Origin of the sequence: Cohnella sp. AR92 (assembly GCF_003990975.1) — a bacterium.
Lineage (GTDB): Bacteria > Bacillota > Bacilli > Paenibacillales > Paenibacillaceae > Cohnella.
Map to the genome: position 1 here is coordinate 242032 of NZ_RZJR01000006.1, position 13197 is coordinate 255228.

Annotated in this window: 8 protein-coding genes and 1 pseudogene; 6 read left to right on the forward strand and 3 right to left on the reverse strand. The window is 52.7% G+C overall.

Annotated elements, in window-relative coordinates; translation table 11 throughout:
* Positions 1–76: 76 nt before the first annotated feature.
* Genes ELR57_RS11595 through ELR57_RS11605 form a run of 3 tightly spaced genes read left to right on the forward strand, consistent with a single transcriptional unit; the run spans position 77 to position 2923 of the window.
* Positions 77–889 (forward strand): GDSL-type esterase/lipase family protein, encoded by an 813-nt coding sequence (locus ELR57_RS11595; protein ID WP_126959231.1) that lies wholly within the window; start codon positions 77–79, stop codon positions 887–889.
* 20 nt (positions 890–909) lie between these two features.
* A complete protein-coding gene (locus ELR57_RS11600; RefSeq protein ID WP_238162487.1) occupies positions 910–1923 on the forward strand; it encodes an ABC transporter ATP-binding protein in 1014 nt (337 codons plus the stop codon).
* Entirely contained in the window at positions 1916–2923 is a 1008-nt protein-coding gene (locus ELR57_RS11605) for an ABC transporter permease (RefSeq protein WP_255414934.1), read from the forward strand. Before ELR57_RS11600 ends, ELR57_RS11605 begins: the two co-directional genes overlap by 8 nt.
* A gap of 42 nt (positions 2924–2965) precedes the next feature.
* Here ELR57_RS11605 and map read toward each other — a convergent pair whose 3' ends face one another.
* Both map and ELR57_RS11615 read right to left on the reverse strand, forming a co-directional pair.
* The gene (gene map / locus ELR57_RS11610; RefSeq protein WP_126959232.1) at positions 2966–3712 is read right to left on the reverse strand and encodes a type I methionyl aminopeptidase; all 747 of its coding nucleotides are present in this window, start codon (positions 3710–3712) and stop codon (positions 2966–2968) included.
* 7 nt (positions 3713–3719) lie between these two features.
* Positions 3720–4304: a TetR/AcrR family transcriptional regulator gene (locus tag ELR57_RS11615; protein WP_126959233.1), complete on the reverse strand. Its 585-nt coding sequence runs from the start codon at positions 4302–4304 to the stop codon at positions 3720–3722.
* Positions 4305–4824: 520 nt separating this feature from the next.
* Here ELR57_RS11615 and ELR57_RS11620 point away from each other — a divergent pair.
* The 3 genes and pseudogenes from ELR57_RS11620 to ELR57_RS11630 all read left to right on the forward strand — a co-directional run.
* Positions 4825–5670: pseudogene (locus ELR57_RS11620) on the forward strand (serine hydrolase domain-containing protein); the annotation flags it as partial.
* Between the two features lie 34 nt (positions 5671–5704).
* Positions 5705–6196 carry a hypothetical protein gene (locus ELR57_RS11625; RefSeq protein WP_126959235.1) on the forward strand — a complete coding sequence of 164 codons (492 nt, stop codon included), beginning with the start codon at positions 5705–5707 and terminating at the stop codon, positions 6194–6196.
* Positions 6197–6481: 285 nt separating this feature from the next.
* Positions 6482–8587: a TerD family protein gene (locus ELR57_RS11630; RefSeq protein ID WP_126959236.1), complete on the forward strand. Its 2106-nt coding sequence runs from the start codon at positions 6482–6484 to the stop codon at positions 8585–8587.
* Positions 8588–9159: 572 nt separating this feature from the next.
* Here the strand turns inward: ELR57_RS11630 and ELR57_RS11640 are convergent.
* Complete coding sequence (locus ELR57_RS11640; protein ID WP_126959237.1) at positions 9160–12696, reverse strand: endo-1,4-beta-xylanase; 3537 nt, start codon at positions 12694–12696, stop codon at positions 9160–9162.
* Positions 12697–13197 lie beyond the last annotated feature (501 nt).

The window sequence follows — 13197 nt, forward strand, 5'->3', positions numbered from 1 at the left end:
AGATTTGCAAAAAAATAGTGGAAGATTTACTCTCGACTATAGAAGCAAATGTTGGCAAACGAGTGGAGGACATGGGATGAAGAGGACAAATCTGACGTGGCAGCTGACCGGTTTGGCGGGAATCGTGTCTATGGCGGTAATGCTGGCGGGATTCGCCTGGGCTGTAATCTCCCTAGTCCATCCCGCCGGAGCGGAGCCCGCCGATCAGCAAGCGGTAAGCACATCGGCGCCGATGTCGGCACCTGGGGAGGCGCAAGGCATACACATCTTGGCTCTAGGAGATTCCTTGACGCTGGGAATCGGGGACGAGAAGGGCGAAGGCTATGCTGGCAAGGTGAAGAACCTGCTCCGGCAAGAAAGCAAGCAGGAAGTCTATGTCTGGAACATGGCCGTGAGCGGGGCGAAGACGACGGATCTATTGAACGAGTTGGAATCTTCTACGCTTCTGTCCTATGCGGAGCAAGCGGACATCATCCTGTTCACCATCGGGGGGAACGATCTCAACCAATGGGCCATGCCATCCGCCGATGGAACGGAGGACCTCCAAATGAATTACGAGGAGGCGCGCCAGCATCTTCCGGAAGCCTCGGCCCGCTTGAAGCGGATCATGGCGATTCTCGAGCAGCACGCGCCGAAAGCCCGTATCGTCTATGTCGGGCTGTATCATCCTTATCCGGATAACGATCCCGACCGGATCGGCGGCTACATCATCCAGCAGTGGAACGCGGAATCCGAACAGCTGGCGAACGCTTATCCGAACATGGTAGTGGTTCCGATCTATGACTTCTTCCAGACGAAGTGGAGCGAGTATTTGTTCGCCGATCATTACCACCCGAATGGGGCGGGCTATGCGGAGATTGCCGCTCGCGTTATGCAGGTGATTCGATGAAGGCAGAGGGAGGGAACGGGATGGCAGCGGTGACGCGTATGACAGCAGTCCAAGCCGCCGAGCCGGCATTTGAACAGCCGGTCCTATCGGTACAGGGCTTGAAGAAGCGGATTCGGGACAAGTGGATCATTAAAGGCGTCTCCTTCGATATCGGAGCGGGGGAGGTATTCGGCTTCCTTGGGCCGAATGGGGCGGGCAAAACGACTACCATCCGCATGCTGGTGGGACTGATCAAGCCGACGGAAGGCACGATCCACGTCTGCGGCATGGATCTGACGAAACGCACGAACGAGGCTCTGAGCCAGATCGGCTGCATCGTGGAGAATCCGGAGTTGTACGGCTATCTAACCGGGTGGGAGAACTTGGAGCATTTCGCTCGCATGCTGCCGGACGTGGGGCCGGACCGCATTCGGGAGGTGACGGCTATCGTCGGCATGGACGCACGAATCCATGACAAGGTGCGGACATACTCCCTCGGCATGCGCCAGCGCTTGGGCATCGCCCAGGCACTATTAGGACGTCCAAGGCTGCTCATCCTAGACGAGCCGACCAATGGCCTCGACCCTCAGGGAATCAAGGAGATGCGGGAATTCATCCGCCAACTGGCCGCCGGAGGCCTCAGCGTCTTCGTCTCGAGCCATCTGCTCTCGGAGATCCAGCTCATGTGCGACCGGGTGGCGATCATCTCCCATGGGGCAGTGATTGCGGTAGGCGGAGTAGCCGATCTGATCCGGCAGGAGACGGAGCGGGTGGTGTGGCATGTCTCCCCGCGGCAGGAGGCAGTCCAGCTCCTCCCTGCACGATTCCCGAAGGCGGTTCGGGTATTGGAAGAAGAGGGGATGTCCAAGCAGGAGCTGGCAGAGCTGGCGCCCGATGCTTGGCAGGGGATCGCAACGGAGATGAGCGCCGAGCGAATCCCGGACGTCACCCAGGCGCTGGTGCAGGAAGGCATTCGAATTTTCTCCGTCACGATACAGAATCCAACGCTGGAAGACTTATTCCTGCGAGTTACGGAGGGGAAGCGCATTGAGTAGCTGGAGCTTTGGACTGTACCCTCTGGTCTGCAACGAGACCATCAAGATGATGCGGAAGCGCCGCTTCCTCGTCATCGTTCTGATTCTTCTTGTCCTTATTCCCATCTTCTCTTATGCACAAATGCGCATCTCCCAGGAAAGCCAGAAGCAGCTGGGGACCAGCGATTGGCGGCTCAAGACGGAGCAACAGGTGAAGGAGATCACCAACCGTCTTAGCGGCTCTCGCACGATCCCGGGCTCCTGGCGGCAGCAGATGGAGCTGCAAGTGAAGCAACTGCAGTATGCGCTGGATAAGAATATTAATCCTGCGACGCCCAATGGCGTCACGTTCACGCGGGAGTTCATGATCAACGCCATCGGGCTGTTCCTGCCCTTGATGGTGGCAGTCATCGCGGCCGATCTGGTGTCCGGCGAGCAATCCGCCGGCACGATCAAGCTGCTGCTCACCCGTCCGGTATCCCGTTGGCGCATTCTGCTGAGCAAGCTGCTGACGCTTATCATGTTCACTTCGCTGATCGTCCTCCTCACCGGGATCTTCTGTTATCTCATCGGCGGCGGCTTCTTCGGTTATCGAGGATGGACCGAGCCTGTTCTGAGCGGCTTCCGCATCATCGGGGATCAGTTGGATACGTCCGCGGTACGAGCCATCCCCCAGTGGCGCTTCATTCTAATGGAGTTCGGCCTGGCCTGGTTCTCCTGCGTGGTGGTCGCCTGCTTGTCCCTCATGGTGTCCGTGCTGGTTCGCAGCACCGCTGCCGCCATGGGCATCATGATGGCCGCATTGATCGCCGGTTCCATCCTCTCGGCGATGGCATCCTCGTGGCACAGTGCCAAGTACCTGTTCATGATCAACCTCCAGACCACCGATTTCTTGACGGGTTCCCAGACGCCGGTCCCGGGGCTAACCATCGGTTTTTCCTTAGCCGTTCTGGGAATATGGGCTTTGGCCGGCTTGATCATCGCATTTGCGGTGTTTACAAGGCGAGATATCCTAAACTAAAACAAAGAGGTCGACCATTACGTTGGTCGACCTCTGACTATTTTATTGCGCGGTCAGGACTTGCGGACCTTCAGCCGTGATGGCAATCGTATGCTCGTATTGGGCGGCGAGCTTGCGGTCCAACGTCCGCGCGGTCCAGCCGTCCGCATCGACTGTCATGTCGTAAGTGCCTTCGGTGATCATGGGCTCTATCGTGAACACCATGCCTTCCTTGATACGAAGGCCTTTGCCTGGCTTGCCGACATGCATATAGTTCGGCTCCTCGTGCAGGTCCCGGCCGATGCCATGGGCGAGAAGATCGCGCACGACGCCGAAGCCGTTCGATTCGGCATGCCGCTGGATCACGCTAGTCACGTCGCCGAGCCGATTGCCGGGCTGCGCTTGCGCGATGCCGAGGTCAAGGCATTCCTTCGTGACGCGTATCAGCTTCTCGGCCATCGGCGAGATCTCCCCGACCGCATAGCTCCAGGCTGAATCGCCGAGCCAGCCGTCGAGCTCCGCGACCGTGTCGATCGTCACGATATCGCCTTCCTCAAGCGGCTTATTGCTAGGGAAGCCATGAGCGATTACGTCGTTGACGGAGGCACAGGTCGCATATCGGTAGCCCTTGTAACCCTTCGTGTAGGGCTTGGCGCCGTGTTTCAGAATAATGTCCTCGAATATGCGCTCAATCTCGTTCGTTGTGATGCCCGGTTTGATGAGCGGGGCGATCGTGCGATGGCATTCGGCCACCACTTGGCATGCCTTGCGGATGGCCTCGATTTCATGCTTGCTTTTTAATATGACCATGTTCGTATCAGGACTCCTTCGTAATAGCTTGCATCGCGAGCTGAGCGATTCGATCGACGTTCAGCTCGGAATTACCTGCATAGTAGTGCAACCCGCAGCAGCCGACCAGCACGGCAAGCATATGGTCGACGCTGTCGTCTTCGCGTTGGGCGATCGATTGGAGCGGAACGTACAGCCGTTCATGGAATCGTCTTCTGGCAAGGTGGCGATCCTTCTCGGACAATCCTGCATACTGTTCCGCCGCCATTTTATAAACAAGATAGGCACGGGCATCCGACTGCCACAGGCGGAGCAATGCCTTGCAATACGTGAGCAGTTGCCTGCCATCGACAATGTCGCCGCTAATGCTCGCCCATTCCGTCAGGGCTTGCTCGCATCGTTCAAAGCCGCTGTCCAGCACATCTTCTATAAGTAAATGCCGGTTGGGGTAATAATGATATACCGTGCCGTACCCAAGCTCGGCCTCACGCGCGACGTCGCGAATATCAAAGCTGCCGCCCGTGCGGAAATAGGCGCGCGCGGCGACGTCAAGAATCTGTTCTCTGCGCTGCATGCGGATGAGCTCATTTTGTTCTTTGGTACGGGGGCACATGGCGTGGACCTCCTTTTATAGACCTGCAAAAATGTCAATATAAAAGATGATAACTCACGAGTAGGAGAAGTGCAAATGATCTGTTAGCGTTCGGACGGCGGTACATGAAGCTGGGGCCCGAACAATAGTTCAACATAACCCCGAATAATTCTCATGCATGCTTGGCATTATATTAGGGACGGTGTAAGAGAGGTGTGGTTCCATTGGACCTTCCAGTGCAAGAACTGCAAGAGGAACTGATCTAATCACTTAGACTTGGAAGCGAGGGGTTGTGTCGCAGAGTATCTCTGAACACAGGATAGACCCAAGTGAATCCGTTGAAGTGTGACGTTAGAGACTCATCAATCAAACACCGTCGAGAGAAGAAGCCTGTCATGGGCTTCTTCTTTTCCATTACGAAGCTAAATTTCCAAGTTGGGAACCGTGCCGTACATGCTATGGCAATAAATTTTATATCATAATATGCTCTTCTTAGAATCGGAACGTTAATTTCTAGGTATATGAAGGTTATTTTAACGGTTACGCCGCTGACGATACCATTCATATTGCATCGGTGACGAAGAGCGTCGTTTCTGCTTTGATTGGTATTGCCGTAGACAAAGGCTATATTGGAAGCATCGACCAGAAGGTATTGGACTTCTTTCCCCAGTATGCGGTCAAACGCGGTGAAAAAACGATATGGAATGTCGCAATAAAAAATCTTCTGACCATGACAGCACCCTATAAATACAAGTCGGAACCCTATACAAAAGTTTATTCAAGCGATGATTGGACAAAAGCCGCGCTGGACCTATTGGGCGGCAAGAGCGGTCTTGGGGAGTTTAAATATTCCACAATCGGCGTCCAGATCTTATCGGGAGTTCTAACTAACGCAACAGGCCGAACCGTGCTTCAATTTGCTGCGGAAAATCTGTTTGAACCACTAGGAATCAAAGCACCCGATAATGCGAGCATAAATAGCAAAGAGGAATATTTTGCTTTTCTTAAGGATCGATATGTTCGTGGTTGGGCGGTGGATTCCAAAGGCACGAACACCGCCGGTTGGGGGCTAACCCTGACGCCTAGGGATATGGCCACCGGCAAGCAGATTCTATCCTCGAAGTGGATCGAGGACAGTACCCTAGAAAGCAGTCGATGGGGAGAGTCATCCTATGGTTATTTATGGTGGATCCTTGACAACAAGGATCAGGGTTGCTATGCCGCATTGGGGGACGGGGGAAACGCGATTTACGTAAATGCCAAGAAGAAGCTGGTGATTTCCATCGCTTCTCGTTTTATGCCGCGTGCAAAGAACAGGATTGAATTGATTCAGGAGCAAATGATACCGTTTATCGAGGCATTGCCAAATGATATCGGGGCAAACTGACAATAAGGCGACATCAAAAAAAGGAGAGTTCCCGATGCCATTCAAAAGACATATCACTATTGTGCTTCTTCTATCACTAACATTTCTGACCGCATTCAGCAATCAAGTCCCAATTATGGTAAAGGATGTTGAAGTCAATGTTATGAAGACAGCCGGCATTCTGCGGTATGACATTGTATTAAAGAAAACCAAGGAATTAAAATTTGATAACAGCGATGATAGGGATTCGCCCGGTCATCATCTGTTTCATCATGGGAATGGCTTAAACTTTGCAATAAGGCCCAACCATTCTCTGGCATCCCTAATGGAGTTGGAGCAAAGAACGAAGTATATAAAAATGCAGCTTCGTGGTGGCGGAAATTCAGGAAGTATCGAAACGGAAGGGCAGGCTACGGTTCATCTTGAATATGCCGTAAAGAAGGGGGTAGATGTTGAAAAGGTACGGAAGTCTGCGCTTGATTCTACATTGCTTGTGCTTAGGGGAAACAAGGTTATAGCCGAGCTCCCGTTAAACAAAAATACTTAGGCGAAACAATTGGTCAGCAATATAGGGAGCAATATGCCGCGGCGACATTTATTCGCCGCATATTATCGTAACCGTAACTTCGACCGGCTGAGCAAATTTTGTCCGTATCGTAATACTTCCGCCCTGTTGGATACCTGGGAATTATGGGATGATGTATCCATCAGGGCTCGGGGTTAACGGCCGCGGGCTCTGATCTTCAGGCTATTGCGATCCTTCCTTCTACATCAAATTGGCGAATTAGGGTCGCAGCTTTCCTGAAGATTCTTTTTTTTTACGGGAGAATTCATGATGATCAATACGATTTACTTGCGCCGAGAAAACAAGGTAATCGTGGATCGAGGGCCTAGCGGCGATTCGGTCTCGAAGGCATGGCTGGCTACCGCCATGAAGAATATCGAGGATTTAGGGTATCAATTCTCGCTCCGTTTGATGCGCGAGATAAGCCATCTATCCGCGGAAGCCTTCGGTGCGTTCTATAACGGACTGATTGCCGATCTGAAGACGATGATCGGGGCTCATGTCGAGTACCGGCCGATGTACCCGGATTTCCCCGCGCAGGTGATGCAGGAATCCGATGCGGACCTTTATCTGAACGCCCTCTATCATTACTTCACCTTGGATCTCCCTGATTACGAAGCCGGAAGCAGACCGCCTCTAACGGATGAGAGCCTCCCTCTGAAGGTTATCGAGCTTGGAACGAGAGCGGAATTCCACGTCTTGATCCGTCAGCTTATTGAAGCTAAAGGGTCGATCTCCGAGACCGACAAAGTGGATATCGATACGGCGATCGGATGCGCGGGAGCCGAGGAGATAGCGGAGATTCTTCCTTCCGAGATTCCGTTCAAGGAAAATGCGGCGTTCGTGGCGGGATCGCTATGGAAGCATCGCAAAGCGGATTCGAGTGTGATTGGACGGTACGTCAAGACGGCTACCGATGTCCTTCGCCTGGCTGTCGCCTGGTCCGGAGGGGATACGAGCCTCGCCGAGACGACTCGGTTCGTCAAGTTCGCGCGTCCGGAGAGGAAGCTGTTGCTGTCCCTGCTGGAACAAAGCTATCTGATGAAGGAGGATATGCTTCGGTATAAGCATCGCTGGATTCGCTTAGGCGAAATTCTGCATCCGTCCGAATATAAGCATCGTTTCTTGCGGTGCCGGGAAGCCTTCGATATCCTGCGCAACAATAAGCCTTTCTTTACTTATAACAGCAGCGTCGAGCTCGCATTCCAATCGAATCAAGTCTGGACGCTTATCGATCTGCTGACGCAGCGCCCGGGCGAATTCGCCAGAAGGCTGGATCAATTGACGCGTTCGACGGAACTTGCCGAGTACGTGGTGTTGGCCTTCGGGGAAGTCGTAAACCAGGTGTCGACGCCTGTGCTGCTGCAGGTAAAGTCGCATTTCACGCATCGTCAGGAGCCTCAGAAGCTTCGCACCTTTTTCCCAAAGGGCAATGTGGCCAAAGCATACGCGATTCCCCATTCGCTCTCCGAGATCCCGGAGGAGGTATGCCAGGCGATCGTGGACGTATGCGAACAGGAGCTGGTCCGCCGCTTCTCCTTGCTGTCTCCGCTTGGCAAGACGTTTATCGATCCGCGATTGAAGCCGTATCTCGTTCCGTTCTCCCAACGTTCGGCGAGCAAGGCTCTGCGTACGATCGTCCGAGGAAGCCGGGTTCCGATACCGGAGGGGGATACGATCCGCTTCTTCAACTGGTGGAGGGAAGGGATCGTCGATGGCCGGCCTACGGGGCGCGTCGACATAGATCTATCTGCCGTTCTCTACGATCGAGACTGGCGGTATGTCGAGCATATCTCGTACACGAACCTGCGCTCCTCTAAGTATCTGGCCATGCATAGCGGGGATATCGTTACGGCTCCCAATGGGGCGTGTGAATTCATCGATCTGCATATCCCTTCCATCGTCGAGTACGGCGGACGGTACGTGGTCGCCGCTCTTCAGTCCTTCACGGAGCAGCCGTATTGCGACCTGCCGGAGTGCTTCGCGGGGTGGATGATGCGCAGAAAACCGGGTTCTGGCGAGATCTTCGAGCCATCTGCGGTTGTCGATAAGATCGACGTGACGGCGAATACGCAGATTGCGATTCCCGTCATTCTGGATTTAGTGAAGCGTACGGTCATCTGGACCGACCTTGCTCTGACGAGACATCCTGACTACCACAATAACGTGGAAGGGAATCTCCGAGGGATGGCATTGATGGGCCAAGCGATGACCGGATTAAGAAAACCGGATTTATACGATTTGTTCCGGCTCCATGCGAAGGCGAGAGGAGAGCTCGTCGAGAGCGCGGAGCAAGCGGAGTCCATCTTCGCAGTGGATCGAGGAGTGACCCCTTATGATATCGAGCGGATCATGTCCGAGTATCTGGCTTAGACGTAGATAAAAGCGCCCATATCGATAGAAGCCTAATGAAGATAAATAACGCTTGCCTTAAAGTGCACTTTAAGATGTATGATAAATACGGGTAGAACACTTATAAATGTTTAAATGTCCGGAGAATTGATCTTCCCAAGACAAGCCCTACAGAATACGTCGAGTTTGAAACGATCTTTGACGTTAGGCCGCTAGAGTGGCAAGGTAGGATGTTCATAGACTTTACGAAGGAAGTTGAAGGCTATGGCAGCACAGCTTTCATCATTTGGGTCCCCGATCAAAAATGTCTAGGCAGCTTTGATGTAGAACATGAGGAGCTTTACATCTTTGAAGGCGTAAAGTGGAGTAAATTCATTAAGAAGTTGCCAGTCATTGTAAGTCACGTGCTTGATGGTCTTCCGCTCGATGAGCTATATAAATAGTGTTATAGATATATTTCTTTAAGCTAACGGGAAACGATAGTTTAACAATTCACAGGGAAGGCAATGGCTCTGAAAATAAACTGCCCGCATGCGATTGCCGCGTGCGGGCAGTTATTCTTTACAGCTTCAACTTTGCATTGCTACTCCAATCTACTTGTTGCCAAGGGACTGAAGGATCTTCTGAACCAATGCCGCGTAACCGGCTTCAATGGCTTTCCCCGTCTGGGCGCTCACTTCGTTGCTGAGGGCGTTCAGGGCATTGCCTAGGTTCTTGGCATTGTTGCCCGCCGCTTGTACTTGCTTCACCTTCGCTAACAGGCTGTTTAAAGTCCCCGGTTTCGTAATGAAGCCATTGTCGCTGCCGGATTGGAACAGCGAGTCCAGATGCGCGACATCCATATAAACGGTAATTTGGCGCGTGACCGTAACGGAATTCCCCGCCTTATCGCTAGCCGTCACGACGATGGTATGAACCCCGAGCGTTAGACTCAATGGCGCTGCTTTAATCAAATTGGAGGCAGGCTTTCCATCCAAGGTGACGGACACCGAACCCACCCCGCTAGTCGCATCGGATACCGCAATCGGATAGTTCAAGGCATCGCTAATCAGAATCTTCGTGATGACCGGCAACGTGATCGCGGGGGCTGTCAGATCGATCTGGATGATCTTCTCCTTGACCGCTTCCTTGTTGCCTGCCGAGTCCACACTGTAATAACGAAGAGTGTGATTCCCCTCCGAAGTAATCGATACGGAATTGCCGGCGGTAAAGGCTCCTCCGTCCAGACTGTAAGACGTGGAAGCCACTCCGCTGCCTTCATCGGTCGCTTGGAGGACTACGCTCACGGGATGGGTCTGCCAACCGGTTGGGGCGTTATCCGTCGTTACAGGAGGTACCGTGTCGGCCCCTGCGACAAGCTGCAACGTGCCGATTTTGAATAGATCCTGATAAGCCGTTCCGGTAGCGTCGTTCCAAGCGAACGCGCCAATGCGCACACCGGCTTTCGCGTCGTTCACCTGGGCGTCAAAGCCGATCTGAGTACCAACCGCAGGCGTAATCTGGATAAACGGAATTTGCATCTCGACGGTGTAGGAGTTCGTCGTCTCGTCGTATGTCGTCGCGGAGGTCATCTTTGTTGCAACCCCCTGATTGTCCGTCATGCCTGCGTCTACCGTCGCAAAGCCGTCATACCGAACGCGGTAATGCCCGGAAGCGTTCGAGTACATGGCGCTGGAGCCGTTCGTCAGGTCAACAACAACTTCGACTGAATCCTGCTCCCAAGGGTTTGCGTTCCCCTTGTCCAACGGTTCGGACGGATCTTTGGTCACCTGCGCGAGTACGTACAGGTTCGCGTTGTCCCATAACATGCGAGCGGCAGCGGCCGGCATGTGCGTATCCGCCTTCGTATTGCCTGCCTGGGTTACATTGATATCGATAGGCGTTGCCGTATTCCAAATGTTATCTATATGGCCGTCGATATTCGGCGTTCCCTTCGCGGCTGTTGCCGTTTTGCTCCCCTCAGGCTTTGTCGGAGCGTGGTAATTCGCAAGGTATCCGGCAGGATCAATCACGGCGTAAAACGCGTCCTTCGGGTATAGGTTGCCGTCGAACAGCAACGGGCTGCCGGAAGACAACCAGCTATTGGTGTCTGTCAGTCCCCAGAACGTGATACGCTGCACCGTGTCCTTGAAGGCGGGGTCGGTATAAACTTGCATCAACCGCGCGTACTGTGCAGCTTGGGCTGTTTTCTGATCGGCAGTCTGCGTTCCGCCCGTGCCAGCGGAGATGTCCAGCTCGCTGATCGAGACTTTGACGCCAATATCCTTGAACATCTGGATCGACTTGCGCGTATTGCTAGGGTTGGTGCCAAGGCCGTTATGCTCTTGCATGCCGACGCCCTGAATGAGCTGTTTGCCAGGATGATCCAAGGCCCAACGGTCATTAATGTCTTTCACCATGTCGCGAACTGCCGCAGCCTTATTCTGATCGTCCATGCTATAGTCATTGTAGTACAGCAGGACGTTGTAATCCGGTTCCGCTGCACGAGCATACTTGAACGCCTGTTCGACGTAGTTATCATCCGTCGCCTTCAGCCATGGGGTGGCTTTCAGGTAGCTGCGCCAGTCTGTCGGACTTAGTGAGCTGTCACGGACGGCGCCGCCCATCGCTTCGTTGACGACGTCCCACGAGATGATGTTCTGCGTGCTAGCGTTGAACTTGCCGTCAAAATGCTTGAGAACCGCATTAATATAATCGTTCATGTTCGCATAGGCCCCAGCCGCGGTCAGACCTGGGTTGGACGGAGTTGGGTCGGAGTCGGAGTTCTTAGCGTTGTTCAGCCACGGAATCGATTGCCCTTCCCAGACGAGCGTATGTCCATGTATTTTTAGGCCATTGTCAATCGCGCTCTGAAGCTCCGCGTCCGCTTCGGTAAAACTCAGATCCGCGACGTTATGCGTAGATGCGCTGGTGCCGATCAGCGAAGCAGGCTTCGTCGCGTTCTCGGGCGTCACGACGCCGAACTGGGCTTTCAGGACGGACAGGATGGGGTCTTGCATGTAATAGGGGCCGATGATGCTGCCCATCAAATAATTCGGGTACGTATTCTTAATGCTTGGCAAGTTGAGTACATCCGGGTTAAGGGTCGGCGTTGTTGCAGCATTAATACTATTAACCGTAGACAGTGTAGCACTCCCATTTGATACAAAACCATCAGACGTTTGGTCGTTAAAGTTGGCCGTGTAAACAACATTGCCGCTTGTTGCGTCTTTAACAACAAAGTTGTCGATGTAGTAAGTGATATTCTTTGCATCCGTAGCACCGCTATCGCCGGTTTTAACAAACTGAAGCTGTGCGCCGCTTGCGTCTGTATAAGTATAATTCGCCGTGTATGAAGTCCAACCGGGGCTTGCCGCGCTTAATGCTCCCGTATTTTTAATCCAGTTGTAGTTTCCGTTAGTCTGCAGAACAATGCCCGCCACATCTTGGTCAGGGGTGTATAAGTCATAGGAGAAGGTGTAGGCTGTGCCGGCAACGAGATTTAAGCCGCTTGCCCCTGTGTCTATATGCGCGCCATCCCATTGTTGCCCGCCAGTCGTTTGAATCTTTAAGAAATAATCGGTTGCTGCCCCAGGAGGTACAACCGTAGACAATGCAGCCGTCCCGCTTTGTTTAAAGGCACCAACCGTTTGGTTCTCAAAGTCGGCTTGATAAACAACCGTACCATTCGCGTCTTTAACAACAAAGTTGTCGATGTAGAAAGTTATATTCCTTGCATCCGTTGCTCCGCTATCGCCGACTTTAACAAACTGAAGCTGTGCGCCGCTTGCGTCGGTATAAGTATAATTCGCCGTATATGAAGTCCAAGCGGGGCTTGCCGCACTTAAAGCTCCCGTATTCTTAATCCAGTTGTAGTTTCCGTTCGTTTGCAGAACAATGCCTGCCACGTCTTGGTCAGGGGTGTATAGGTCATAGGAGAAGGTGTAGGTTGTGCCGGCAACGAGATTTAAGCCGCTTGCCCCTGTGTCTATCTGCGCGCCATCCCACTGTTGCCCGCCTGTGGTTTGAACTTTTAATGCATAATTTCCATTCGCACTGGCCGCACTGGCCTTTTGTACGATCCCAAGCTGCGGCAAGAACAAGGCAACCGCAAATACGACCATCAAAATCTGCTTAAACCGCTTGTTCATCGTGATACTTTCCCTCCTATAATAGAATACGGTCTCCTGACATTCGCCGAGACTTGCGGTTAATACAGACCAAGTTTGTGAATTTTAACTTTAAGGATATCCACTAGCGTCCCGTTCGAGAGGAGAGAGCACATTCGGCGCATATCCTGTAACATCCTTAGCGAACGCCTTTGTGTATACATAATGTATCATTGCAGTCATATCGATTTCCTTCTGAGAAGACTCGCTTAAGCATTCCCCCTGATAGAGTGTAGTAAGAAAAAGTAAAGCGTTTACATTTTGTCAAACGTTTCTCCTTTCTGAAATTATCAAATCAATAATAATGCAAATGAAAGCGGTTTACACTGAACGAATTAAAGAATAATCCTGTGCATTCTATAGTTCAGGCATGGGGGAAACGAAGAACCTGGGCAGAGTCGTTCTAAACCGAGTCATCCCCAATTTGAAAGTCCAGAAATGGTTAATAGCCCTGTGTATATGCACAGGTACGTATGTCCCGCC

Bases quoted from the DNA above. Each gene is read 5' to 3' on its own strand.
- ELR57_RS11630 (WP_126959236.1), top strand. From the start codon at position 6,482: ATGATGATCAATACGATTTACTTGCGCCGAGAAAACAAGGTAATCGTG.
- ELR57_RS11625 (WP_126959235.1), top strand. From the start codon at position 5,705: ATGCCATTCAAAAGACATATCACTATTGTGCTTCTTCTATCACTAACA.
- map (WP_126959232.1), bottom strand. From the start codon at position 3,712: ATGGTCATATTAAAAAGCAAGCATGAAATCGAGGCCATCCGCAAGGCA.
- ELR57_RS11615 (WP_126959233.1), bottom strand. From the start codon at position 4,304: ATGTGCCCCCGTACCAAAGAACAAAATGAGCTCATCCGCATGCAGCGC.
- ELR57_RS11640 (WP_126959237.1), bottom strand. From the start codon at position 12,696: ATGAACAAGCGGTTTAAGCAGATTTTGATGGTCGTATTTGCGGTTGCC.
- ELR57_RS11595 (WP_126959231.1), top strand. From the start codon at position 77: ATGAAGAGGACAAATCTGACGTGGCAGCTGACCGGTTTGGCGGGAATC.
- ELR57_RS11600 (WP_238162487.1), top strand. From the start codon at position 910: ATGGCAGCGGTGACGCGTATGACAGCAGTCCAAGCCGCCGAGCCGGCA.